This window comes from Kitasatospora sp. NPDC058406 (assembly GCF_042722765.1).
GTDB lineage: Bacteria > Actinomycetota > Actinomycetes > Streptomycetales > Streptomycetaceae > Kitasatospora.
Map to the genome: position 1 here is coordinate 1 of NZ_JBHXKE010000060.1, position 22,958 is coordinate 22,958.

The 22,958-nt window shown below is 74.4% G+C and carries 21 protein-coding genes; 6 read left to right on the forward strand and 15 right to left on the reverse strand.

The features are described 5' to 3' along the window. The first annotated feature begins 191 nt into the window (after window positions 1–191). Entirely contained in the window at window positions 192–1,457 is a 1,266-nt protein-coding gene (locus tag ACFWOG_RS14295; RefSeq protein ID WP_380358223.1) for an FAD-dependent oxidoreductase, read from the forward strand. A 91-nt stretch (window positions 1,458–1,548) separates the two neighbouring features. On the opposite strand, the gene ACFWOG_RS14300 is transcribed toward ACFWOG_RS14295, so the two are convergent. Together ACFWOG_RS14300 and ACFWOG_RS14305 are read right to left on the reverse strand one after the other, a co-directional pair. Continuing rightward, entirely contained in the window at window positions 1,549–2,652 is a 1,104-nt protein-coding gene (locus ACFWOG_RS14300) for a LacI family DNA-binding transcriptional regulator (RefSeq protein WP_329948280.1), read from the reverse strand. 94 nt (window positions 2,653–2,746) lie between these two features. Beyond that, a complete protein-coding gene (locus ACFWOG_RS14305) occupies window positions 2,747–3,625 on the reverse strand; it encodes a MurR/RpiR family transcriptional regulator (RefSeq protein WP_329948279.1) in 879 nt (292 codons plus the stop codon). A gap of 87 nt (window positions 3,626–3,712) precedes the next feature. Here ACFWOG_RS14305 and ACFWOG_RS14310 point away from each other — a divergent pair, with 87 nt between their 5' ends. Next, window positions 3,713–4,627, forward strand: coding sequence for an EamA family transporter (locus ACFWOG_RS14310; RefSeq protein WP_380358228.1), 915 nt, complete (start codon window positions 3,713–3,715; stop codon window positions 4,625–4,627). Window positions 4,628–4,716: 89 nt separating this feature from the next. Here ACFWOG_RS14310 and ACFWOG_RS14315 read toward each other — a convergent pair whose 3' ends face one another. The 4 genes from ACFWOG_RS14315 to ACFWOG_RS14330 form a co-directional block, all read right to left on the reverse strand. Next, window positions 4,717–5,487: a GNAT family N-acetyltransferase gene (locus ACFWOG_RS14315; RefSeq protein ID WP_380358232.1), complete on the reverse strand. Its 771-nt coding sequence runs from the start codon at window positions 5,485–5,487 to the stop codon at window positions 4,717–4,719. Window positions 5,488–5,665: 178 nt separating this feature from the next. Next, window positions 5,666–6,790: an exo-alpha-sialidase gene (locus ACFWOG_RS14320; RefSeq protein ID WP_355401904.1), complete on the reverse strand. Its 1,125-nt coding sequence runs from the start codon at window positions 6,788–6,790 to the stop codon at window positions 5,666–5,668. Window positions 6,791–6,984: 194 nt separating this feature from the next. Beyond that, on the reverse strand, window positions 6,985–8,463 hold the full coding sequence (locus tag ACFWOG_RS14325) for a dihydrolipoyl dehydrogenase family protein (RefSeq protein ID WP_380358235.1): 1,479 nt from the start codon (window positions 8,461–8,463) through the stop codon (window positions 6,985–6,987). Window positions 8,464–8,857: 394 nt separating this feature from the next. Beyond that, window positions 8,858–9,601, reverse strand: a complete 744-nt coding sequence (locus tag ACFWOG_RS14330; RefSeq protein ID WP_329948274.1) for an alpha/beta hydrolase — start codon at window positions 9,599–9,601, stop codon at window positions 8,858–8,860. 326 nt (window positions 9,602–9,927) lie between these two features. On the opposite strand from ACFWOG_RS14330, the gene ACFWOG_RS14335 reads away from it, so the two are divergent. Beyond that, window positions 9,928–10,896 (forward strand): YafY family protein, encoded by a 969-nt coding sequence (locus ACFWOG_RS14335; RefSeq protein WP_329879303.1) that lies wholly within the window; start codon window positions 9,928–9,930, stop codon window positions 10,894–10,896. A gap of 114 nt (window positions 10,897–11,010) precedes the next feature. Here the strand turns inward: ACFWOG_RS14335 and ACFWOG_RS14340 are convergent, their stop codons facing one another. From ACFWOG_RS14340 to ACFWOG_RS14350, 3 genes are all read right to left on the reverse strand, one after another. Continuing rightward, window positions 11,011–11,400 (reverse strand): thioredoxin domain-containing protein, encoded by a 390-nt coding sequence (locus ACFWOG_RS14340; RefSeq protein WP_329879302.1) that lies wholly within the window; start codon window positions 11,398–11,400, stop codon window positions 11,011–11,013. 217 nt (window positions 11,401–11,617) lie between these two features. After that, window positions 11,618–12,214, reverse strand: a complete 597-nt coding sequence (locus ACFWOG_RS14345) for a DUF1990 domain-containing protein (protein WP_329879301.1) — start codon at window positions 12,212–12,214, stop codon at window positions 11,618–11,620. Then, on the reverse strand, window positions 12,211–13,113 hold the full coding sequence (locus ACFWOG_RS14350; RefSeq protein WP_380358242.1) for a YndJ family protein: 903 nt from the start codon (window positions 13,111–13,113) through the stop codon (window positions 12,211–12,213). The genes ACFWOG_RS14345 and ACFWOG_RS14350 overlap by 4 nt, the downstream gene beginning before the upstream one ends. A 209-nt stretch (window positions 13,114–13,322) precedes the next feature. On the opposite strand from ACFWOG_RS14350, the gene ACFWOG_RS14355 reads away from it, so the two are divergent. After that, window positions 13,323–13,592 carry a DUF1876 domain-containing protein gene (locus ACFWOG_RS14355; RefSeq protein WP_329879299.1) on the forward strand — a complete coding sequence of 90 codons (270 nt, stop codon included), beginning with the start codon at window positions 13,323–13,325 and terminating at the stop codon, window positions 13,590–13,592. A gap of 252 nt (window positions 13,593–13,844) precedes the next feature. Here the strand turns inward: ACFWOG_RS14355 and ACFWOG_RS14360 are convergent, their stop codons facing one another. The 6 genes from ACFWOG_RS14360 to ACFWOG_RS14385 all read right to left on the reverse strand — a co-directional run bounded on the left by ACFWOG_RS14360 (window position 13,845) and on the right by ACFWOG_RS14385 (window position 20,567). Then, on the reverse strand, window positions 13,845–14,285 hold the full coding sequence (locus ACFWOG_RS14360; RefSeq protein WP_329879298.1) for a PPOX class F420-dependent oxidoreductase: 441 nt from the start codon (window positions 14,283–14,285) through the stop codon (window positions 13,845–13,847). 62 nt (window positions 14,286–14,347) lie between these two features. Next, a complete protein-coding gene (locus tag ACFWOG_RS14365; protein WP_380358244.1) occupies window positions 14,348–15,967 on the reverse strand; it encodes a cytochrome bc complex cytochrome b subunit in 1,620 nt (539 codons plus the stop codon). Window positions 15,968–16,240: 273 nt separating this feature from the next. Next, a complete protein-coding gene (locus ACFWOG_RS14370) occupies window positions 16,241–17,761 on the reverse strand; it encodes an MFS transporter (protein ID WP_329879653.1) in 1,521 nt (506 codons plus the stop codon). A gap of 148 nt (window positions 17,762–17,909) precedes the next feature. Further along, window positions 17,910–18,578 (reverse strand): TetR/AcrR family transcriptional regulator, encoded by a 669-nt coding sequence (locus ACFWOG_RS14375; protein WP_380358248.1) that lies wholly within the window; start codon window positions 18,576–18,578, stop codon window positions 17,910–17,912. Window positions 18,579–18,720: 142 nt separating this feature from the next. Continuing rightward, entirely contained in the window at window positions 18,721–19,902 is a 1,182-nt protein-coding gene (locus tag ACFWOG_RS14380) for a hypothetical protein (RefSeq protein ID WP_380358251.1), read from the reverse strand. 77 nt (window positions 19,903–19,979) lie between these two features. Continuing rightward, entirely contained in the window at window positions 19,980–20,567 is a 588-nt protein-coding gene (locus ACFWOG_RS14385; RefSeq protein ID WP_355405163.1) for a GNAT family N-acetyltransferase, read from the reverse strand. Window positions 20,568–20,755: 188 nt separating this feature from the next. On the opposite strand from ACFWOG_RS14385, the gene ACFWOG_RS14390 reads away from it, so the two are divergent. Next, on the forward strand, window positions 20,756–22,075 hold the full coding sequence (locus ACFWOG_RS14390) for an ATP-grasp domain-containing protein (protein ID WP_380358254.1): 1,320 nt from the start codon (window positions 20,756–20,758) through the stop codon (window positions 22,073–22,075). Beyond that, complete coding sequence (locus tag ACFWOG_RS14395) at window positions 22,072–22,956, forward strand: Rossmann-like domain-containing protein (protein ID WP_380358257.1); 885 nt, start codon at window positions 22,072–22,074, stop codon at window positions 22,954–22,956. Before ACFWOG_RS14390 ends, ACFWOG_RS14395 begins: the two co-directional genes overlap by 4 nt. The last annotated feature ends 2 nt before the right edge of the window (window positions 22,957–22,958 follow it).

The window sequence follows — 22,958 nt, forward strand, 5'->3', positions numbered from 1 at the left end:
CGCACCGGACACCGGTGCGGGCACACGCACGTTCCCCGCCGGATCCCCGTCCGGGCCCGGGCCGTCCCCTCCGTTCACGGTGCCGGCCCCTACCGTCCGATTCCGGTCTTCAACCCGAGCGCCCGGCCGACCAGACTGGGACGGCGTTCGGGCCTTCGCCATCTCCCCCTCTCAAGGAGAAGTGCGCACCAATGACCGGAATCACGACCACGCCGCACGTCGCCGTCATCGGCGGCGGCCCCGCCGGACTCACCCTCGCCCGCGTCCTCCACGTCCACGGCGTCGCCGCCACCGTGTACGAGCGCGAGCCCTCCCGCGACGCCCGCGTCCAGGGAGGCACTCTCGACCTGCACGGCGACACCGGTCGGCGCGCCGTCCGGGAGGCCGGGCTGGACGCCGAGTTCTGGGCCAAGGCCCGGCCCGAGGGCGAGGACTTCCGCCTGCTCGACAAGCACGGCACCGTCCACAGCGCCTTCGACACCGGCCGACCCGCCGGCGAGGGCGCAGGAACGGAAGCGGGAGAGGGCCGAGGAGCGCGCCCGGGCGCCCCCGGCAACGCGAACTCGCCCGACGAGGACGGCGCTCCCGAGATCGACCGCGGCGACCTGCGCGCCCTCCTCCTCGACTCCCTCCCCCCGGCCACCGTCCGGTGGGGGCACCGCCTCGACCGCGCCGAACCGCTCGGCGACGGCCGGCACCGGCTCCACTTCGACAACGGCACGGTCGAGACCTGCGACCTGCTCGTCGGCGCCGAGGGCGCCCGCTCGCGCGTCCGCCCCCTGCTCACCGGCACCGAGCCGCGCTACACCGGTGTCAGCCTCGTCGAACTCGGCATCCCGGACGCGGACCGCACCGCTCCCGGGGCCGCCGCCTTCGTCGGCAACGGCAGCCTGTACGCCTTCCAGGACAACAAGGGCCTCGCCCTGCAACGCAACAGCGACGGCCGGATCCGGATCTACGCCTTCTACCGCAGCGCCGAGAGCTGGCTGGAGTCCGCCGGCCTCTCCGAGCAGGACCCGGTCCGCACCCGCGCCGCCGTCGCGCGTCACTTCGCGGACTGGGCGCCGGAGTTCCGGTCGGCGCTGGCCGCCTGTGACGACAGCCTGCGCGCCCAGCGGCTGGACATGCTCCCGGTCGGCCTGACCTGGCGGCGCGCCCCGGGGGTCACCCTGGTCGGCGACGCGGCGCACCTGATGTCGCCGTTCGCGGGCAAGGGCGTCAACCTCGCGATGTGGGACGCGGCCGAGCTCGCTCTCGCCGTGGCCCCCGTCCTCGCCGACGAGCGGTGGGAGGCGGGAGCGCTCGACGCCGCGATCGCCGGGTACGAGAAGGCGATGTTCGAGCGCGGCGCGTTCTGGGCGGGCATCTCCGCCCTCAACCTGGACCGGCTCGTCGCCCCCGACGGCCACGAGAACCTGGACGTCATGCTCGGCCCGCCGCCGGGCGCGGAGGGGTAGCGCCCACCGCCGCCAGCCGCCCGCCACCCGCTGCGCGCCGGTCGCCCGCCGCTCGCTGTTCCCGTGCGGCGTCGGCCCGGTGCGGTGGGGCTCAGCGCAGGACGGCTCGGCCCGGCTCCTCGCTCCGCCCGGTGTCCTGCTCCGGGCGCTTCGGATCGCAACCGCAGGAGCGGCGGACGACCATCCGGGCCGGGAACATCCGGGCCCCGTTCGACGCGGGTTCGCCGTCCGGCCGCGCGTCACCCTCCCCGCCCGGGCGGTCCCCGAGCACCAGGCCGACGGCGGCGCGTGCCATCTCCTCCTGAGCGGTGGCCACGCTGGTCAGCGACGGACCGGCGATCACCGCCTCGGCGATGTCGTCGAAGCCCGCCACCGCGAGGTCCTCCGGCACCCGGATGCCCAGGTCGTCGGCGGCCCGCAGCAGGCCGATCGCCTGGTCGTCGGTCGCGCAGAAGACCGCGGACGGACGGTCGGCGCGCGCCAGCAGCGTGAGCGCCTCACGGTGCGCCCGCACGCGGTCGAAGGGCGCCTGCGTCAGCCGCCCCTCGGTGGAGATCCCCGCCTCGGTGAGGGCGACGGCCCAGCCTGCGGTCCGCACGGTCACCGGGTCGCTCGGGCTGAGCGAGAAGGTGCCGCCGAAGCAGTGGACTTCGGCGTGCCCGTGGCCGAGCAGGTGGCGCACGACCTCCCGGGCGCCGCCCTCGTCGTCGGCCACCACGGCGAGCCCGTGCTCGGTCTCCGCCCGGTGGTGCAGCAGTACCACCGGCGTTCCCTCGGTGGAGTCGATGCCGACCACCCCGGGGGCCGACGGGTCCTGGGTGACCAGGATCAGCCCGTCCACCTGCATCCCGAGGAAGGCGCGGATGTAGTGGGCCTCGCGTTCGTCGGCGTAGTCGGAGTTGCCGATGAGCAGCAGCCGCCCGCGTTCGGCCGCCGCCCGCTCCACCGTGTGCGCCAGTTCGGCGAAGAACGGCTGCCGGGCGTCCGGCACGACCATCCCGATCAGGTCGGTGCGCCGCCGCGCCATCGCCTGCGCGACCCGGTTCGGCCGGTACCCCAACTCCTCGACCGCTGCCAGGACTCGGGCCCGGGTGGCAGCAGCCACCGGGCGCGGTCCGTCGTTGATCACATAACTCACGACCGCGGTAGACGTCCCCGCCACCCTCGCCACGTCGTCCCGCGTCACCCTCGCCATGTCCGCGAGCCTACACACCGCGCCTGACCGGCGACGTTGCCATTTCACCCCTTGAGAGCAGGGCAGGGGTCCCGTCCGAGCCCGGCCGCCCCCTTCAGTACGCGTGGTCCGCCGTCACGTCCGCCGACAGGCGCAGGGCCCGCTCGGCCGTCTCACCGCGCAGGGAGAGCAGTGTCGAGGTCAGCGCGTCGACGACGGTGAGGTGGGCGATGCGGCTGGCGGTGGTCTCCAGGCCGAAGACGAGGTCCTGTCCGCCGGCGACCAGCGTGTGCGTCGCCGTCTCGCTGAGCGGCGAGCGGGCGTAGCTCGTGAGGGCGACGACGGCGGCGCCGTTGGCGCGGGCGTGGCGGGCGGCGTCGACGACGGTGCGCGTGGCACCGGTGTGACTGACGGCCAGGCAGGCTGCGGTGGAGGGGAGTTGGGCGGCCGCGAACTGGGCGGTGATCGGGTCGGCGGGTGAGTCGGCGAGGATGCCCAGGGCGCGCAGGCGGTAGGCGGCGTCGAGGACGACCGCGCCGGAGAGGCCCGCGCCGACGACCAGGACGTGGTCGGCGGAGTCGAGGGCCTCGGCCGCCGCCCGGAGGTCGTCGGCGCCGAGGGTGGCGGCCATCCCGTCGAGCGCCTCGCGGGCGGCGCGGACGGTGTCGGCGAGGGCCCGCGCCGCCGGGTCCCGGGGGTCCGCCGGGTCGGGCGCCGGCGCGGGCGCCTGTCGGACGGCGGCGATCTTCAGCTCCTGGTAGCCGCGGAAGCCGAGCCGCTGGCAGGCCCGGACCACGGAGGACGGCGCGGTGCCGGCGAGCTCCGCGACGTCGCTGACGCTGAGGTCGACCAGGTCGGCGCCCCGGGCGAGGACCACCCGGGCGACCCGGGCCTCGGTGCCCCGCAACTCGCCGAGCCGCGCGCGGATGTGCGCGGCCAGCCGGGATTCCAGCCGGGTCTCCGGCGGGGGGAAATATTCGGAACGCTCTTCCATGGATCTACTGTAGCGTGGAATTCTGTTCCAGGTCCGAGGATTCAGAGCGGTCCGAGAGTTCAGAGAGTTCAGAGGGGGAGTTCCGCCATGCCTGCTGTCACCGCCGGAGCAGTGGCCGTCGCCGCGGCCACTGCCGCGGCCGGCCCCGTGTCCGGTCCTGCGGCCGTCCCGGTGGTGGTCCTCGCCGCCGCCGTGCTGCACGCGGTCTGGAACGGCCTGGCCCACCGGCTCCAGGACAAACTGGTCGGCTTCGCCCTGATCAACCTCGTGTACACCGGGTGCGCGGCGGTGCTGGTGCTGCTCAACCCGCTGCCGGCCGCCGCGGCCTGGCCGTACCTGATCGCCTCGGTGGTGATGCAGGTGACCTCCCAGCTGCTGCTCCTCCGGGCCTACCAGCTGGGGGACTTCGGGCAGATGTACCCGATCGCCCGGGGCTCGGCTCCGCTGCTGGTGGCGGTCCTGTCCGTCACGGTGCTGGGCGACGAGCTCGGCGGCGGGGAACTGCTCGGCGTCGCCGTCATCTCCTGCGGTCTGATCGGACTGGCCTTCGCCCGGGGGATACCGGGGCGGGCGCACCTGCCCGCGCTCGGGGCGGCCGCCGGTACCGGGGTGATGATCGCCGCGTACACGGTGCTGGACGGCGGCGGCGTGCGGCACGCGGGGACGGTCGGCGGCTACGTGGCCTGGCTGTTCCTGCTCCAGGGGCCGGTCCTGGCCCTGATCGCCTGGGCGCGCAGGGGCCGGGGCCTGCTGGTCGGGGCCGGCCCGCTGGTCCCGGTGGGGCTGCTCGGCGGGGTGCTGTCGCTGACGGCGTACGGGCTGGTGGTCTGGGCACAGTCGCGGGGGAACCTGGCGAGCATCGCCGCGCTGCGCGAGACGAGCATCGTGATGGCCGCACTGATCGCCACCGTGGTCTTCCGGGAGCGCCTCGGGCGGATGCGGATGGCGGCGAGCGCGACCGTCCTGGCCGGGATAGCCGTCCTGGAGCTGGCCCGCCCCTGAGGCTGTCCCGGGCGGGAGCTGTCCCGGCCAGGACGGACCGGTGCTCCCCGGTCCACCCGGGGTGTCGTACGGCCCGGCCGCCGCACGACTCAGGGGACGATCACCGTCAGCGTGCTGCGCGTGACCGAGAAGCCGAGCGACTCGTACAGCTGCCGGGCCCGGTTGCCCTCGGTCACCGCCAGGCCGATCCCGGTGGCGCCGTCGGCGGCGATGCCGGCGAGGACGCGGCGCAGCAGGTCCCGGCCGAGGCCGGGGTAGCCGAGGTCCGGGTCACGGAAGACGTGGGCGATCCAGGGCAGGCCGTCCCAGTCGGTCAGGACGGCGCCGGCGGCCACCCGGTCGGCGTCGTCGACGACCAGGGCGCTGGCCGGCAGCAGGGGGCCGATGACGCTTCCGGAGAGCAGTCCGGCCATCCGCCGCACCGGGTCGTCCCCCTGCGCCTCGGGGCGGTGGTCGGGGTGCCCGGGACGGAAGGCGGCCCGGGACGGCCCGTCCAGCTCGGTGGCCCCGCGGTCGCACGGTACGACCTGGAAACCCTCCCGGAGCGGGGTCCGCGCCCAGGACGGCCAGCCCCCGGCGGGAGGCGCGTCGACCAGGCTCCGGTGCATGGTGTGGCCGTGCCGCAGCGGGGTCGCGCCACGGCGCAGCAGCTCCCGGCCGAGCGGGACGGGGCCGGAGACCACCCAGCCGGCCATCTCCGCCAGCACGTACCGGGCCGGGACGGCCGGGTCCGGGTGGTGGCCGACCACGTCCAACCGGTCGGCCCAGGGGCGGCCCTCCCGCTCGCCCCGCTGGTACCGCACGACCGGAAGGCCGTCGGTGCCGTACCCGAACCGCCAGCCGGCTTCCGCTTCCGCCACGCCGCCCCTCCGATCTCCGAGAACCGGAACACCCCGTCGTCGGCCATGCTCCGTGAGCGTCCCGTTCGACGGCAACCCCGTTTCCCGGCCGGACCGGTCTGCCGGCGTCACGTCGGGCACGACCCGGCCGCCGTGCCGCCCGCGGTGCGCGGGACGGCGCCCGGGGGGAGGGGCGGGGTCAGTCCGCCACCACCGCCGCGCGGACGCAGAGGACGTCCGGCAGGTGGGAGACCAGCGGTGACCAGTGCTCGCCCTCGTCGTGGCTGGCGTACACCTCGCCGGTGCGGGTGCCGAAGTAGAGCCCGGCCGGGTCGGCGTCGTCGGTGCGCAGCGCGTCGCGCAGCACGACGCCGTAGTGGTCCCCGCCGGGGAGCCCGTCGGCCAGGGGCTGCCAGCTGTCGCCGCCGTCCGCGGTGCGGAAGACGCGGCACCGGCGGTCGGGCGGGATGCGGTCGTCGGCGCCGCCGAGCGGGAACACGTACGCGGTGTCGGCGCGGCGCGGGTGGGCGGCCACGGCGAAGCCGAAGTCGGCGGGCAGTCCGTCGGCGACGGACCGCCAGCTCGCGCCCGCGTCGTCGCTGCGGTAGACGCCGCCGTGGTTCTGCAGGTAGAGCCGGTCGGGGTTGACGGCGTCCCGCGCGATCTTGTGGACGCACTGGCCGAACTCGGGGTACTGGCTCTCCTCCGGGAGGAACTCGGCGCGCAGCCCGGAGTTGGAGGGCTCCCAGGTGCCGCCGCCGTCCTTGCTGCGGTAGACGCCGCCGCTGGAGATCGCGACCAGCAGCCGTTCGGGGTCGCGCGGGTCGGTGAGGACGGTGTGCAGGCCCTGGCCGCCGTAGCCGGCGCCCCACTCGGCGCGCTGCGGGTGCTCCCAGAGCGACTCGACCAGCGTGAAGGTCTCACCGCCGTCCGCGGAGCGGAACAGCGCGGCCGGCTCGGTGCCCGCGTAGACCACGCCCGGAGCCTCGGGGCCGGCCGGCTGGAGCTGCCAGACCCGGGTGAGCGAGGCGCCGGTGTGCTCGGGGAAGCGGATCGCCGGTGCGGACGGTTCGGACCAGGTCGCACCCAGGTCGTCCGAGCGCCGGACGGTCGGCCCCCAGTGGCTGCTGTCGGCGCCCACCAGCAGCCGGACCCGGCCGTCGCGGCGGTTCCCGCCGTCGACGGGGTCCCGGCTGTCGACGGCGACGGAGTAGACCGCGTTCATCCGGAAGTGCGGCCCGCTGAACTCCCAGTTCAGCCGGTCGCGGCTGCGTCCGAGAAAGAGGCCCTTCTCGGTCCCGACGGCCAACAGCACCTCGGTCATCACACACCACCTGGTCGGCGTAACGGCCCCCGCACGGACACCCCCTCCGGCCAGTGTCGCGCCGCCCGGCGGCTCCCACACCTCGCCGCGCCGGGGCCCGCGGCCCGCGCCCGGGGCAGCCGGCCCCCGTCCGCCCCGGGCCGCGCCGCCCCGGGCCGCGTCCGGGCGGACGGCGGGCCCGGGGCGGTACCGGCTCACCCGCGACAGCCCTCCAGCAGCCGCAGCCAGACCTCGCTGATCGTCGGGTAGGCCGGGACGGCGTGCCAGAGCCGGTCGATCGGCACTTCACCCACCACCGCGACGGTGGCCGAGTGCAGGAGCTCGGAGACCCCGGGACCGACGAAGGAGGCGCCCACCAGCACCTCCCGGTCCAGGTCGAAGACGACCCGCGCCCGCCCCCGGTAGTCGTCGCCGTAGAGCGAGGCACCGGCGACCGCCCCGAGGTCGTGGTCGATCGCCTTCACCCGAAGCCCGGCCCGCTCGGCCGCGTCCAGGGTGAGGCCGACGGCCGCGACCTCGGGGTGCGTGAAGACGACCTGGGGCGCGCCTGCGCTGTCGGCCGACGCGGCGTGCTTGCCCCAGCGTGCGGTGTCCAGCGGACGCCCCTGGGCGCGTGCGGCGATCGCCGCGCCGGCGATCCGCGCCTGGTACTTGCCCTGGTGGGTGAGCAGCGCCCGGTGGTTGACGTCGCCGGCCGCGTACAGCCAGTCGCCGTCGACACCGAGCACGGTGCAGCTGTCGTCCACGTCGAGCCAGCCGCCGGGGTGCAGACCCACCTGCTCCAGCCCGATGTCCGCCGTGCGCGGGGCCCGGCCGGTGGCGTAGAGCACCTCGTCGACGGCCAGCCGCTCGCCGTCGGCCAGGACCAGGACGACGTCCGCGCCGGGCTCGTCCGCCCGCTCCAGCGAGGCGACCGAGGTCCCGAACCGCAGGTCCACCCCGGCGTCCCGCAGGCCCTCCGCGACCAGCTCGCCCGCGAACGGTTCCATCCGGGGCAGCAGCCCGGAGCCGCGTACCAGCAGCACGACCTCCGAACCGAGCGCGCGCCAGGCGGTGGCCAGCTCCACGCCGACCACGCCGCCGCCGACCACGGCCAGCCGCCCGGGCACGGTGGGCGAGGCGGTCGCCTCCCGGTTGGTCCACGGGCGGGCCTCGGCGAGCCCGGGGACGTCCTGCGGCAGGACGGACCGGCTGCCGGTACAGACCGCGACGGCGTGGCGGGCGACCAGCAGCCGCTCGCTGCCGTCCTCCGCCTCGACGGTCACCCTGCGCTCGCCGGCGAGCCGGCCGTGGCCGCGGACCAGGTCGATACCGGTCTCGCGGACCCACTTCACCTGGCCGTCGTCCTTCCAGTGGGAGGTGAACGAGTCGCGCCGGGCCAACACGGCGGCCGGGTCCAGCCCGCCGCTGCCCACGGCCTCCCGGGCGCCCGCCACCGCGCGGGCGTCGGCCAGCGCGGCCACCGGGCGCAGCAGCGCCTTGCTGGGCATGCAGGCCCAGTACGAGCACTCGCCGCCTACCAGTTCGCTCTCCACGATCACCGTGCGCAGCCCGGCGGCGGCGGTCCGGTCGGCGACGTTCTCGCCGGTCGGGCCGGCCCCGACGACGATGACGTCGTACTCCTCGGGAACGGCCGACGAGGCGGCGGCGGAAGCGGTGGGATCGGTGGTCATGCCTGGTCCTCCGTGGTGGTGACGGTCGCCCCGGCCGGCAGGGCCGGGGTGACGGGCGTGCGTTCGCGGACGTCGGGGTGCCGGGCGGCGCCGAATGCGCCGGCGGGTGCGGCCCGGCGCTGAGGCGGCCCGGCGCTGAGGCGGCCCGGCACCCCCGTTCGTCCGGTGGTCGGGCCCGGTCCGGGCACCGCTCCGCCCCGTGCGTCCCGCGAACATCGGCAAGGTCGCCCCCGTTCGGTCGTCGGTGCAGGTCGGTGCAGGTCGGTGCAGGTCGGTGTGCCGGGCCGGGGCACCGTGCCCATCCTGCGCCGACCCGGCCGCCCCTCGCAGCCGAACACGCGGACGAGTCTGCCGTCCGGCCCCGCTCCGCCCCCCGTCCCGGCCCGGTCGCCCGCTACTCGACCTCGGCCAGCTCCACCAGTGCCGCCGCCGTCTCGGCCGGCCGCGAGAACATCGGCCAGTGCCCGGTCAGCACCTCGCGCAGCTCCCACTCCGGGCCGCCGAGCAGGGCGAAGTACGGGTGACCGTCGGCGATCATCGCGCGGACCTGCTCCAACGGGATGGAGCACGAGATCAGGCCCTTGGGCAGCTTCTCCGCCCCGCCGGTCAGCCGCATCGGCTCCGTGACCGTCCCGGCCGGCTGGTCGGTGGCCAGCTCGCGGAACCGGGCCAGCCCCGCCTCGTCGATCCCGTCGACACTGGCCCCGTCGGAGGCCAGCACCTCCCACGACGGCAGCGGCAGCCGCCAGCCGTCGACCACCGAGGCCTCCAGTGTCTCGCGGTAGGCCGGCTCCCAGAGGTCGGCCAGCGCGACACCGTCGCCGAGCGGGCCGGAGTCGAGGAAGACGACCCGTCGGATGCGCTCGGGCACCCGGTCGGCCGCGCCGGAGACGGCGATGGTGCCGCCGCTGTGGGCCACCAGCACCACGTCCCGGAGGTCCTCACGGACCAGCAGGTCGGTCAGGTCCGCGATGTGGGTCTCCGCGCCGGTCTCGGGCGAGCCCTCACCGGCCCGTTCGCCGAGGCCGGGCAGGGTCACCGCGTGGACGGTGTGACCGGCCGCGCGCAGCGGTTCGGCGACCGCGTCCCAGGCCCAACCGCCGAGCCAGAATCCGGGAACGAGTACGAAGGTGCTCATGGTGGAAAATCCTCTCCGGGCATCCATGCCGTGCTTGTCTTCCGTGCCGTGCGCGGCTGTTGGTGCCCCGAGGAACCCCTGGGGTGCCGGCCGCTGTCTTCGACCCTAGGATCGAATGCGGACAGAACGCGACCGGATTAACCGGCGGACTTCCCGGGCCGGTCCCACGGCTCGACCACCCCGTCGGTTCGCCTCCGACCCGTCGGCCTCACCGCCGGGTCGCACCGTCGGTTCGCGGCCGGAACGGAGGCGCGGACCAAGGCATGTGCCGAGGCGCGGGCGAAGGTCGAACGAAGGCCGAACGACGGCTCGACGAAGGGACACCGATGGACCATCCGGTCAGCCGCACGCTCGCCCTGCTGGAGATCCTGCAGGCGCGTCCCGGCCTCACCGGCGCCGAGCTGGCCGAGCGGCTGGAGGTCGACGCCCGCACCGTCCGCCGCTACGCGACCCGGCTGGTCGACCTCGGCATCCCGGTCCAGGCCGAACGCGGCCGGTACGGCGGCTACCGGCTGATGCCCGGCTTCCGGCTGCCGCCCCTGATGCTCACCGGGGACGAGGCCGCCTCCGTGGTGCTCGGGCTGCTGGCGGGGCGGCGGTCCGGGCTCTCGGTGGGGGAGCAGGCCGGCGAGACGGCGCTCGCCAAGATCCAACGAGTGCTGCCGCCGGAGCTGCGCGAGCGGGTGGCGGCGGTCGAGCAGACCCTCGGTCTGACCGGCGCGCCCGTCGGCGGCCCCAGTCCGGCCGCCGCCGCGCTGTTCACGCTGGCCGAGGCGGCGCGCCGCCGGCGCCGGGTCCGGCTCGACTACCGGGACCGCGAAGGCACGCCCAGCGAGCGCGAGTTCGACCCGTACGGGCTGGTCTTCCACTCGGGCCGCTGGTACACCACCGGGCTGGACCACCGCAGCGGCGAGCAGCGGACCTTCCGGCTCGACCGGATCCGCTCCGCGGAACTGCGCGAGACCGGATTCGAACCCCCGGCGGGTGTCGACCCGGTCCAGCGGGTGCTGGAGTCCCTCGCCTCGGTGCCCTGGACGCACGAGGTGGAGGTGGTGCTCACCACCACGCTCGTCGAGGCCCGCCGACGGATTCCGCCCACCGCCGGTGCGGTCACCGCCACCGACGACGGTCGGGTCCTGCTGCGGGCCCGGGCACAGCAGTTGGACGGGATGGCGGTCATGCTGGCCGGCCTCGGCTGGCCGTTCACCGTCCTCCGGCCGGACGAACTGCGCGTGGAGGTCCGGGCCCTGGCCGCCCGTCTCACCGGGTGGAGCGACACCGAGGCGTCCGTCTGAACGCGTCCGGACGCGCGCCGACGGGCCCCGGGGCGTCGAAGGACACCACCGGGACCCGCCGTGCGTCACCGCCTCAGGGCGTCAGCCACCCGGGGCACTCGCCTCTCGGCGGCGTCAGTCCTGCGGGCCGCCGTTCTGTTCGGCCGCCACCTTCCGCTTCACCTCGTCCATGTCCAGCTTCCGCGCCTGACCGATCAGATCCTCGAAGACCGGCTCCGGCAGGGCGCCCGCCTGCGAGAAGACGAGGACGCCCTCACGGATGATCGCCAGCGTCGGGATCGACTGGATACCGAACGCCGCGGCCAGCTCCTGCTGTGCCTCGGTGTCCACCTTGGCGAAGACCAGGTCCGGGTGGCGTTCGGCGGCCTTCTCGAAGACCGGCGCGAACTGGCGACACGGGCCGCACCAGCTGGCCCAGAAGTCGATGAAGACGAAGTCCTTGCCCCCCTGACCGGGGACGACGTCGTCGAAGTTCTCCTTGGTCAGCTCGACCGTGCTGCTCATGTCGCGATTCCTGCCCTTCCGGTGGTGGCGGTCCAGGCCATGTGCCCGCGACAACGGCTGCCGTGGCCGGGCTATTCCGCCGGTGGTCGGCCGAGGGCCCGCGGGCGACACACCGGCGATCGGGGCCCCCGGGGGAGGGCTCGACGGGGAGGCCGGCTTCCCGCTCCGCGGCCCGGCCGGGGTCCGGCGCGGGAAGCCGGCCGCCTCCGCCCGGGGACTACCGGGCCCAGCCCCGCCGTTCACGTCGCCGGCCCCTGCCCCCGGCCGTCCGTTCCGACCGGTCGGCCTCCGCCGCGATCCGGGTGAGTGCCCGGGCGCAGCAGTGGGCGAAGAGCCGCTGGGCGAGGGGAAGGAACGGGCCGGCGAGGCGGGCGTACCAGCGACGGGGGCGGCTGAAGGCGTTGACGGTGAACCAGACGATCCGGTCCGGGTCCATCTCGACCACGAACGTCTCCTCGCCCACCGCCAGATGCCCGCACCGGGTGCCGTAGGTGAAGCCGTAGCGGTCGGGGCCGTCGGTGGTCGAGACCACTCGGCAGGGGGCGCCGGCCCGGAACGGGCCGAGGCCGATGGCGCACCGGACGGCGACCCCGGGGGCGGCGCGGTCGGCCTCGGCGGTGATCCGGACACCTGCGGCGCGGTGCATCCGCCAGCCGAGGAGAGCGGTGCCGGCGGCGTCCAGGGCGGCGCGGCCGCGCCCGATCGGGGCGCGGTGGCGGAGGTGGTGGTAGCCGGCGGGCAGGGGCCGGTCGAGCGCGGTGCTGGCGCCGACCTCGGGGTAGTTCAGGTCGGCCGGGTGCGGGGTGCCGGTCATCGGGCGTTCTCCTGGGGGCGGGCGAGGCGGCGCCAGGCGAGCAGTGAGCAGAGCGCGAAGCCGAGCGCGTTGCCGACGCCGTGGGTGGCGGCCATCCAGCCGAGGGTGGGGTGGGGGAGTCCGGAGGCCTCGCCGAGCGCCCACCAGAGGGCGAGCAGCATGGTGACGGCGAGCACGGCACCGGAGACGCCGAGCAGCGCGGCGGTGGTCCGGTGCCGGCCGTCGCCGTCACCGGGGCCGTCACCGCCGTCACCGCCGCCGCGGTCGCCACCGGCGCGGACGCGGGGTCGCAGGTCGCGCCAGGTGAGCAGGCCGACCAGCCACATGCCCGTGGTGAGGACCGCGGTGCCGACCAGTTCGGCCCAGTCGTCGACGAAGTAGCCGGCCAGCACGAGCAGGGTGCCGACGGGGACGCTGAGTGCGGCCCAGCGGGCGGCCCGGCTGTCCGGCACGGCCCGGCAGACCAGCCCGGCGACCAGCGCGGCGGTGAATCCGGCGTAGTGGAAGTGCGGAACGGTCAGGGCGAGGATGTCGAGGTCGAAGCCGAACAGCTCGTGCCCCGAGCGTTCGGCGACCAGGGCGAGGCCGGCCACCGAGGGGGCGGCGAGGGCGGTGAGCACGGCGATCTCGTGCGGTGCGAGCGAGCGGGTGCGGGCCAGCCTGACCGGGACGTGGGCGGCGACGGCGAGCGTGCCGAGCGCGTACAGGACGGCGCTGCCGGTGGCGAGTCCGCCGCGTGGCAGCCAGAGCGAGAGCGCACCGGGGACGGCGGCCAGTGGCCAGTGCCGGCGCAGACGGGCGAGTCCGGGCTCGTCGATCAGGGCGAGGCCGATCGGGATCACCGCCCCCATGCCGAGCAGGACCAGCAGGTCGACGAGTTCGACGGTGCCCCGCCCCATGGCCGCCCCTTACCTTGAACGTGTTCAAACGATGGCGTCGGCGACTCTACGCCGCATATTGAACGCGTTCAAGTTCCCTGGGGAGATCTCCGCGACCTGCCTCCCCGGAGCCCTGCCCTGGTGTTCCCGGTGGGGTCGGCGCACCCTGGAGGAGTAACCGAACGGGGAACGACCGGAATGACCGGAACGACCGCCGGAGGTGATCCGCCATGCAGACACTGGTCGGCTGGCACATCGAGATGGAGTTCCGCGAGGAGGGGGCGCGTACGACCGCCGCCGCCCTGCTGAGACTCGGCGACGGCACCGAGGTGCGTGCCCACGGCTACACCAGCCGCCACCCGTCGGACCCGGAGCAGTTGCGGGTCGGCGAGGAGATCGCGGCGGCCCGGGCGCTCAACGACCTCGCCTCACAGCTCCTCACCAAGGCGCACGGGGAGATCCAGGCGGTCAGCCCGATCCCGACCCACCCGCTGACGTGACGGCGCCCGGTGGTGCCGCGGGGTCGGGCGGGTCGGGTGGACCGGAGGGCCGCGGGACGCGCATTCCGCTGATCTGTCCGCGCTGCGGCCGGGAGCAGCAGGTCGTGCCGGGCGGCCCGGGGCGCGCGGTGAAGGTGGTGCACGTCGGCACCGGTCAGGAGGCCTGCGAGCCGGGTGACCTGGCCCGGGCGCCGGACGACGACACGGCCTGAAGGCCGGCGCCCCCGGGGACGCCGTGCGCCCCGGGGCCGCTCAGTTCGGGCAGTAGGTGCCCGGCACCTGCCACTCCGGGCCGACCAGCCGCTGTTCCAGCTCGCTGAGCGTGATCCGGATGCCGACCGTCCCCGCCAGCCCGAGCCGCATCCGGCTGCGGGCGAGCGCGACGAGGGCCGGCAGGCCGTACTTGTTGATCAGCGAGGTGCGGTAGCGGGCGGTGTCGTCCTCGTCGCAGACGGCGGCGCGGGCCGGGAGTTGACGCCCGGTCGGGCGGCCGTGGGCGTCGCAGGGGCCGACGAGGACCTTGGGGCGGCGGCGCACGCGGTCGGCGTCGCCCGAGTGCACGGGCGTCCAGATGCCGAGCGCCGTGCCGTCGGCGACCACCCAGCTCTGCGAGTGCACCTGACGGCCGTCGTCACTGAAGGTGGTGAGCAGGAGGTACCTGCTGTCGGCGAGCTGGTCGGTACGGTCGTGCACGATGTCCACCCTCTCCGAGTCGGACGGTTCAAGGCCGGCGGCGGGGCTCCGGGGCGGGCGCCTCAGTGGCCGCGGCCGTCGGTGATCTCGTGGTACTCGCCGGCGGTGGGCTTGGCGATCCTGCTTCCCTCGCCGTGCAGCCCACGGGACAGCCTCGCACGGGTGCGCTCCAGCACACCTGCCGGGTGGGCGACTCCATTCTCGTCGACGGGGGCGGGCAGTTCGAGGGGGCGCGGCTGCTCGTGGGCGGTGAGCCGGTGCAGTTCGGCGGGCGCGAGCGGGGCGTGCACCTCCACGAACTCGCCGTGCGGCAGGCGCTTGACGACGCCGGTCTCGCGGCCGTGCAGCACCTTCTCCCGGTCGCGGCGCTGGAGGCCGAGGCACCAGCGCTTGGTGACCACGAACACGACCACCGGGACGGCGACGAATCCCACCCGGACGGCGTAGGTGATGGAGTTGAGCGACAGGTGCAGATGGGTGGCGAACAGGTCGTTGCCGCCGCCGGCCAGCATCACCAGGTACAGGGAGATCCAGGCCGCGCCGAGGGCGGTCCGCACCGGCGCGTTGCGCGGCCGGTCGAGCAGGTGGTGCTCGCGCCGGTCGTCGGTCGCCCAGCTCTCCACGAAGGGGTAGACCGCGATCGCGCCGAGGATCACCGGGAAGAGGGTGAAGGGGACCAGCACGCCGAGGTTGAGGGTGTGCCCCCAGACGCCGATCTCCCAGCCCGGCATCACCCGGATGAGCCCCTCGGCGAAGCCCATGTACCAGTCGGGCTGGGCGTCGGTCGACACCTGGTCCGGCCGGTACGGGCCGTACGCCCAGATCGGGTTGATCGTGGCGACGGCGGCCATCAGGGCGATGACGCCGAAGACGAGGAAGAAGAAGCCGCCGGCCTTGGCCATGTAGACCGGCATCAGCGGCATGCCGACGACGTTCTTCTCGGTCTTGCCGGGGCCCGCCCACTGGGTGTGCTTGTGGTAGAAGACCAGGATCAGGTGGGCGACGAGCAGGCCCAGCATGATGCCCGGGATCAGCAGCACGTGGATGGTGAAGAAGCGCGGCACGATGTCGTGGCCGGGGAACTCGCCCCCGAACAGGAACATCTGGATGTAGGTGCCGACCAGCGGGACGGCGAGGATCGCGCCTTCCATGAAGCGGATGCCGGTGCCCGAGAGCAGGTCGTCCGGCAGCGAGTAGCCGAAGAAGCCGTCGAACATGCCCAGGAGCAGCAGCAGGAAGCCGAAGACCCAGTTGATCTCGCGGGGCTTGCGGAACGCGCCGGTGAAGAAGACGCGCATCATGTGCACGAGCATCGCCGCGACGAAGACCAGGGCGGCCCAGTGGTGGATCTGGCGGACCAGCAGACCGCCGCGCACCTCGAAGCTGATGTCGACCGTCGACGCGTACGCCTCGGACATCGGGATGCCCTTGAGCGGGACGTACACGCCGTCGTAGATCACCTCGCCCATCGACGGCTTGAAGAACAGCGTCAGCCAGACGCCGGTCAGGATGATGATCACGAAGCTGTAGAGGCAGATCTCGCCCAGCATGAAGGACCAGTGGTCCGGGAAGATCTTGCGCAGGTTGGCCCGGGCCAGGGTGTAGATCCCCAGCCGGCCGTCCGCCCAGTCGGCGGCGCGCTGCCCCCGCCCGGCTCCGGGGCGGCTCTCATTCGGGGTCATGTCCACGCACCTCGGTCGAAGTGAAACGGGGATCTGTCCCCGTTTCGAAGCTGGACCCAGGATAAACGGGGGGTGATCCCCACTTCTAGTGGGGGGTGCGTTCCGGCGGTTTCCCGTCCGCCCCCGCGCCCCCCGCGCCCCCCGCAGCCTTCGCGGCCCCGCCCGCCGCCGACCCGCCCGCCGCCGCCCCGGCCGGAGACGGCGAACGGCCCGCCCGGTGTCCTTTCGAACACCGGACGGGCCGCAGCGCACCGTCGCGTCACACCACGAGGGTCAGTGCACGAGCACCGGCACCTCGTTGGTGTTCGCCGCACCCTCGCCGGCCGTCGCGCCGTCGGGGCGCCCGGCGTTGATCAGCACGAAGGCGATCGCGGCGGCCAGCACCAGGATCCCGAAGGACCACCAGATCGCGGTCGAGAAGCCGTGCACCATGCCCTGGAACTGCACCGCCTTGGCGGCGTCCGGGGTGGTCGCGCCGCCCAGGTGGGCCGCCAGCCAGGTGGTCGTCGCGCTGGCCGCGATGGTGTTCAGCAGGGCGGTGCCGATGGCGCCGCCGACCTGCTGCGAGGTGTTGACCATGGCGGAGGCCACACCGGCGTCGCGCGGCTCGACGCCGTGCGTGGCGAGGCTCATCGCCGGCATGAACGCGGTGCCCATGCCGAGGCCCATCAGGACCAGACCGGGCAGGATCAGCGCCGGGTAGGAGGTGTCCAGGTCGATCTGGGTGAGGATCAGCATGCCGATCGAGGCGACCAGGAAGCCGGGCGCCATCAGGTACCGCGCCGGGACGCGGGTCATCAGGCGGGCGCCGATCTGGGTCGAACCGGCGATCATGCCGGCCACCATCGGCAGGAAGGCCACGCCGGTCAGGACCGGGCTGTAGTCGAGCACGATCTGCAGGTAGTAGGTCAGGAAGAGGAAGAGACCGAACATGCCGATCACGGCCAGACCCAGCGACAGGTAGACCCCGCCGCGGTTGCGGTCCAGGATGACGCGCAGCGGCAGCAGCGGAGCCTTCACCCGCGCCTCGACCGCCACGAACGCGCCCAGCAGCAGGACGGCGGCGACGAACAGGCCGATCGTGATGCCGGAGGACCAGCCGTCCGACTCGGCCCGGGTGAAGCCGTAGACCAGGGCGACCAGGCCGGTGGTGACGAGGATGACGCCGGGGACGTCGAGGCGGTTGCGGTTGCGGCCCTCGGCCGGCTCGCGGATCACCATGACGGCGCCGATCGCGGCGGCCACGGCGAACGGGATGTTGACGAAGAAGGTCCAGCGCCAGTTCAGGTACTCGGTCAGCAGGCCGCCGAGGATCAGGCCGATCGCACCGCCACCACCGGCGATGGCGCCGTAGATGCCGAACGCCTTGGCGCGCTCCTTGGCCTCGGTGAACATCACGGCCAGCAGCGAGAGCGCGGCGGGCGCGAGCAGTGCGCCGAAGACGCCCTGGAGGGCGCGGGCGCCGAGCAGCATGGCGGTGTTGGCGGCGGCGCCGCCGAGCGCGGAGGCGAACGCGAAGCCGGCCAGGCCGACCACGAAGGTCCGCTTGCGGCCCCAGAGGTCCGCCACCCGGCCGCCGAAGAGCAGGAGTCCGCCGAAGGCCAGCGCGTACGCGGTGATCACCCACTGGCGGTTGCCGTCGGTGATGCCCAGGTCCTCCTGGGCGGAGGGCAGCGCGATGTTCACGATGGTGGCGTCGAGGACGACCATCAGCTGCGCGAGCCCGATGAATATCAGGGCCTTCCATCGCCTCGGATCGGGCTGGACGGCGGGCAGGGAATCGGTTTTTGGCATGGCGGTACTCACTTCACGGTGCGAGGCGTGCGGAACGGTGCGGACGGAAACGGTGCGGGTCGGAAGTACATCAGGACGAACCGCGCGAACGGGCGCGCGGAGGTGGCCGCGCGGTGGTCCCGCGGTGACGGGTCGGTGACTCGGTGGGTCAGTGGTCGGTGTGGAAGTCCTCGAAGGTCGCGGCCCGGCCGGGCAGGACGGAGCGCGCGGGCGCCCGCATGCCGTCCAGGAACAGTTGCAGGTGCCGGTGGACGAACTCGTCCAGCACCACGCAGGAGGTGCCCGGCAGGGGGCGGGTGAGCTGGCTCATCGCGATGAACAGATCGCCGTGGTCGACGTCCGCGCGCAGTTCGCCGGCCGCCTTCGCACGCTCCAGCAGACCGCCGACGACGCTCATCAGGCGCTCCCGTGCCTCGACCAGGTCCGGATCGAACATGTCGACCCGGTTGGTCAGCATCGGGCAGAGCGCGCCGATCTTCTCGTCGACGGTCTGGTGCGCGAACCGCTGGAGGGCGTCGAACGGGCCGGCTCCCTCGGCGGCCGCCGACTCCGCGTTCGCCACGATGCGGTTCTTGACGAGCAGTGCCACCTCGCGGATCAGCGCGGCCCTGGTCGGGAAGTTCCGGTAGAGCGTAGCGTTTCCGACGCCGGCCCGCTTGGCGATTTCGTCCAGCGGCGCATCCGCGCCGTGCTCGACGAAGGCGTCGCGGGCTGCCAGCACGATCCGCTCACGGTTCCGGCTCGCGTCCGCACGCAGCTTCGGCGTGCGGACCGGCGGCTCCGCGGTGCGGCTCGGCTCGACGGCGGCGGTGCTCACTCGGTGCTCCTCCCGGATTCCGGGGAATCTCTCCCCGCTTAGTCCTACGAAGAGCCAAACGGGGAATCCCTCCCCGGAAATTTCACTTTCGAATGTGACCTGCGTCACATCGCGGGGACTCCCTCGTCCGCCGGTCAGCCGGTCAGCCGGTGGCGACCGTGTAGCGGCCGGTCCGCGGGTACCAGGCGTGGTCGCCGGCCAGCCAGTCCTTCAGTCCGCCGGTGAAAGCGGTCGCCGTCCGCCCGGCCTCCGGGCCGAACTCCTCCGCCAGGTGCGGGACGTCCTCCCGGGCGATGCGGTCGAAGCAGTCCAGCCGGGCGTTCATCAGGTCGGTGACCGTGTCCACCGCGGTCTGCCGGGAGCAGCGCAGGAAGTGCCGGAAGACCGGGACGGCGTTGTTGAGCTCGCCCTCCAGCTCCGTCTCCTTGCGGCAGGAGTAGAGGTCGTTGCGCAGGTCCACGTTGTCGGCGAACGCCTCGATCAGCGCGGTGACGGTCGGGTGGGAGAGCAGCTCCGGCGGCAGGTCCCGTCCCCGGACGTGCAGCGGCAGCACGGTGGACAGTGGCGTCCCGGCCGTGCGGCGGCGCATCTGGAGGTACTCGACCGGATCGGGGACGCGCCCGGCGAGGGTGTTGTCCAGCTCCCAGAGGTTGGCGGCGGCGAAGTCCAGCGCGGCGTCCCGGAGCCGGCGCCGCAGGTCCGGCGGGAGCGCGGCCGCGGAGCGGGCCCAGACGTCGGCCAGCGCGACCTCGACGGGGTGCTGCGGCTGTGCCGGCCCGGTCCGGTCCCGCGGATCCGGCGCTCCGGCCGTCCGGTGGCGCGGGTCCGGCGATCCGGCCCGGCGCCGCGGGCCCGGCGCGGCCGCGGCGGCCGACGGCATGCAGGCGGCCAGGCGGGCGACGAAGCGTCGCGCCCCCGCCGCGTCGCCGGTCGCCTTGACGGTGACGAAGTGGTCGTCGACGGCGAACGCCCAGACGTTCCAGTCGCCGACCAGCAGCAGTTCCTCGACCGGTAGGTCCGGCTGGGTGAGCGCCGTGAACAGCGCGAGCTCCTGCCGGTCGAAGCGCTCCCGGCTCCACGCGCCCGCCGGACCGGTGAGGCCGGTCAGCTCCGCCCACTGCGCCGCCCGGGCGCGGGCGGCGGCCTGCCGGGGGTTGAGCCGGGCGGGGTACGGCATGGCGAAGACCGGTGGTCGCGACGGGAGCTCCGGGAACGCGTGGGCCCGGCGGGCCAGGGCGGCGACCGTGCGCTCGGCGGAGTCGCCCAGGCCGGAGGGCAGGCCGGTGAACACGCCCGGTGCGGCGTGGTTGCGGTGTGCGGACACGGTGGCGGCCCCTTCCTGCACGGGTCGGTCGCCAGTCCGTGCAGGGCCGGTCCGCGGATGCGGGAGCGATCGGAGGTTCACCCGATCGGGTGGCCGCCCCCGCCGCGGGCCAGTGCCACGGGCCGGCGGAGCGGGATCTCGAAGTGGACGGTGGCCACGCCGGGGCCGTGCTCGCCGGTCGGCCGGGCGTCGTAGACCTCCTCGGCGAGGCTGCGCCAGAACGCCTCGGCGCCCGGGACGGCGGTGTTGGTGTGCAGGTAGAGCCGCCGGTAGCCGCCCTCTTCGGAGGCGAACTCGCAGGCCCGGCGCACCAGTTCACGGGCCAGGCCGTGCCGTCGGTGCTCCGCCCGGACGTACACCCGGACCAGCTGTGCGGTGGTGCCCGAAGGGTAGCGCTCGGCGACCTCGCGCGGGTGCGGCGGGTGGGCCGGGCCGGTGGAGTGCAGTGCGGTGGTGGCGACCACCTCGCCGTCGCGCACGGCGACCAGCAGCGCGTGCCGGGGGTGGTCGAGGTAGTGCCCCTGGAGGTCGACCACGTCGGCGTGCCAGTCGGGCACGTAGCCGTAGCCGAACTCGCGGTAGAACGTGTCGAGGATCAGCCGGCGCGCACCCGGGACATCCGCGGGCAGTGCATGCCGTACCAGATAAGGGTATTGACGATTCATCAGGAAACTCCGACGGGACGGACCGGGGTGGGTGACTGTTAGCGTACATGAAAACCACTTTCATCTAACACGGCAGCGGAAGTGCGTGCCGGCGTGTTGAAAATGAAAACGAATCCCGTTACGTTCCTCTCGCGGCCTGCCGAAACCGGCCTGCCGCCGTGTCTGCGTGTCCGTCGAGAGGGAGAGTCGTGGCGCATCTGCTGGTGATCGAGAGCTGGGTCGGCTCCATGAGCAGGTTGCTGCCAAGGGCGCTGGGGGAGAGCGGCCACCGCTTCACCTTCCTCACCCGCGACCTCCACCACTACCTGCGGGCGGCCCCCGCCGACGGCCCGCACCCGCTGCTCGCCGCCGAGAACATCCTCACCGTCGACACCAACGACCCGGCCGTGCTGCTCCCGTACGCCGAACGGCTGCACGGGCTGCTCGGCTTCGACGGGGTGCTCTCCTCCTGTGACTACTACCTGCCGCAGGTCGCCCAGGTGGCCCGCCGGCTCGGCCTGCCCGGGCCCGACCCGGAGGCGGTCACCGCCGCCTGCCGCAAGGACCTCACCCGCGGCACGCTCGCCGGGGCCGGCGTCCCCGGGCCCGCGTACGCGCTCTGCTCCGACCGCGACCAGGCCCGCGCCGCCGCCCGGGCGATCGGCTACCCGCTGGTCGTCAAGCCGGTCGACCTGTGCGCCGGGATGTTCGTCCGCGAGGTCGCCGACGAGGCCGGGCTCCTCGCGGCCGTCCGGGCCGTGGAATCCTTCCCGGTCAACGCGCGCGGCCAGCGGCGGGACCCGGTGGTGCTGATCGAGGAACTGCTCACCGGTCCCGAGGTCAGCGTCGAGACGGTCTCCTCAGGCGGTGTCGCCCACGTCGTCGGGATCACGGACAAGAGCATCGGCGGCGCGCCCGCGTTCGTCGAGACCGGCCACATGTTCCCGGCCGCGCTCGATCCCGCCGACGCGGCCGCCGCCGCCGACACCGCCGTCGCCGCGCTGTCCGCGCTCGGCCTCGACCAGGTCGTGGCGCACACCGAGATCAAGCTGACCCCCGCGGGGCCCCGCGTGGTCGAGGTCAATCCGCGCCCCGCCGGGAACCGGATCACCGAGCTGGTCCGGCGGGTCACCGGCGTGGACCTCGCCGCAGCGGCCGTCGACGTCGCCCTCGGACGCCGGCCCGACCTGGCCGTCCATCCGACCGGCGTCGTCAGCGCGGCCATCGCCTTCCTGGTCCCGGGCGAGTTCCCGGTCGCGGGGGAGGGGCAGGCGGGTGCGGGGCTGCTGGACGGGTTCGACGGCGAGGCCGAGGTCCGCCGGGACCCCGCGGTGGTCGAGCTCAGCCTCGCCGGTCCCGGCCGCGAGGTGCGGCCGGCCACCAGCAACAACGAGTACCTCGGGCACGTCATGACCGCCGACACCGGCGGCCCCGGCGCCCGCGGCACGGCCGAGCGCCTGCTCACCGGGCTCACCCCCCGGTACGCGGTGGCGGACTGTCCGGCCGAGCCCGCGGCGGTGCCCGCGTGAGCCCGGCCGCCGCTCCTGCCGCCGCGGCGACGGCCGCCACCGTCGCTCCTGCCACCGCCACGACGGTCGCCGCCCCGTCCGCGTTCGACCTGGTCGCCGACCGGGCCCGCGCCGGCTCGTACGGGCCGGACCCGGCCGGCCTGCGGATCGCGCTCGCCTTCACCACCGCGCAGGCCGTCCGGCACGCCGGCCGCGCCCAGGGGTACCGCAACGAGGTGCTCAGCCTCCGGCTCGACGCCGCCGTCGGCTCCTGCGCCGTCGAACCGGGCGAACTGCCCGCCGGAGCGCTCGACGACTGCGTCGGCGCCCGCGTCGACGAGCTGCTCGACCACCCGCTCGCCGCCGTCCGGGTCGCCGCACTCGACGCCTACCTGGGCCACTGCCGCCCGCACACCTCCGCCCGCGGCGCCCGGACGCTCACCCTGCCGGCCGGATCCTCGCTGGAGAAGTCCCGCGCCCGGGCCGCCGCGGTGGTCCGTCTGCTGCCGCTCGCCGAGGTCCGCCGCGTGCTGGTCGTCGGCGTGGTCAACTCCCTGCTGGAACAGCTCCGTTCGAGCGGTGCCGAGTACCTCCCCTGTGACCTCAAGGGCGGTGTCACCGAATGGGGCGAGCCCGTGCACGCCGACGCCCTCGCCCGACTCGACGACTGCGACGCGATCCTCGCCTCCGGCATGACCCTCGGCAACGGCACCCTCGACCCGCTGCTCGCCCACGCACGCACCACCGGCAAGCCCCTGGTGCTGTTCGCCCAGACCGGCAGCGCCGTGCTGCCCCGGCTGCTCGGCGACGGGGTCAGCGCCGTCAGCGCCGAGCCCTACCCCTTCTTCTGGCTCGACGGCGGCCCCACCGACCTCCACCTGTACGGGGGCGGGGCCCGGTGACC

Excerpts from the sequence above, each read along its gene's own strand:
- ACFWOG_RS14295 (WP_380358223.1), top strand. The coding sequence starts at position 192 with ATGACCGGAATCACGACCACGCCGCACGTCGCCGTCATCGGCGGCGGC.
- ACFWOG_RS14300 (WP_329948280.1), bottom strand. The coding sequence starts at position 2,652 with ATGGCGAGGGTGACGCGGGACGACGTGGCGAGGGTGGCGGGGACGTCT.
- ACFWOG_RS14305 (WP_329948279.1), bottom strand. The coding sequence starts at position 3,625 with ATGGAAGAGCGTTCCGAATATTTCCCCCCGCCGGAGACCCGGCTGGAA.
- ACFWOG_RS14310 (WP_380358228.1), top strand. The coding sequence starts at position 3,713 with ATGCCTGCTGTCACCGCCGGAGCAGTGGCCGTCGCCGCGGCCACTGCC.
- ACFWOG_RS14320 (WP_355401904.1), bottom strand. The coding sequence starts at position 6,790 with ATGACCGAGGTGCTGTTGGCCGTCGGGACCGAGAAGGGCCTCTTTCTC.
- ACFWOG_RS14325 (WP_380358235.1), bottom strand. The coding sequence starts at position 8,463 with ATGACCACCGATCCCACCGCTTCCGCCGCCGCCTCGTCGGCCGTTCCC.
- ACFWOG_RS14330 (WP_329948274.1), bottom strand. The coding sequence starts at position 9,601 with ATGAGCACCTTCGTACTCGTTCCCGGATTCTGGCTCGGCGGTTGGGCC.
- ACFWOG_RS14335 (WP_329879303.1), top strand. The coding sequence starts at position 9,928 with ATGGACCATCCGGTCAGCCGCACGCTCGCCCTGCTGGAGATCCTGCAG.
- ACFWOG_RS14340 (WP_329879302.1), bottom strand. The coding sequence starts at position 11,400 with ATGAGCAGCACGGTCGAGCTGACCAAGGAGAACTTCGACGACGTCGTC.
- ACFWOG_RS14345 (WP_329879301.1), bottom strand. The coding sequence starts at position 12,214 with ATGACCGGCACCCCGCACCCGGCCGACCTGAACTACCCCGAGGTCGGC.
- ACFWOG_RS14350 (WP_380358242.1), bottom strand. The coding sequence starts at position 13,113 with ATGGGGCGGGGCACCGTCGAACTCGTCGACCTGCTGGTCCTGCTCGGC.
- ACFWOG_RS14355 (WP_329879299.1), top strand. The coding sequence starts at position 13,323 with ATGCAGACACTGGTCGGCTGGCACATCGAGATGGAGTTCCGCGAGGAG.
- ACFWOG_RS14365 (WP_380358244.1), bottom strand. The coding sequence starts at position 15,967 with ATGACCCCGAATGAGAGCCGCCCCGGAGCCGGGCGGGGGCAGCGCGCC.
- ACFWOG_RS14370 (WP_329879653.1), bottom strand. The coding sequence starts at position 17,761 with ATGCCAAAAACCGATTCCCTGCCCGCCGTCCAGCCCGATCCGAGGCGA.
- ACFWOG_RS14385 (WP_355405163.1), bottom strand. The coding sequence starts at position 20,567 with ATGAATCGTCAATACCCTTATCTGGTACGGCATGCACTGCCCGCGGAT.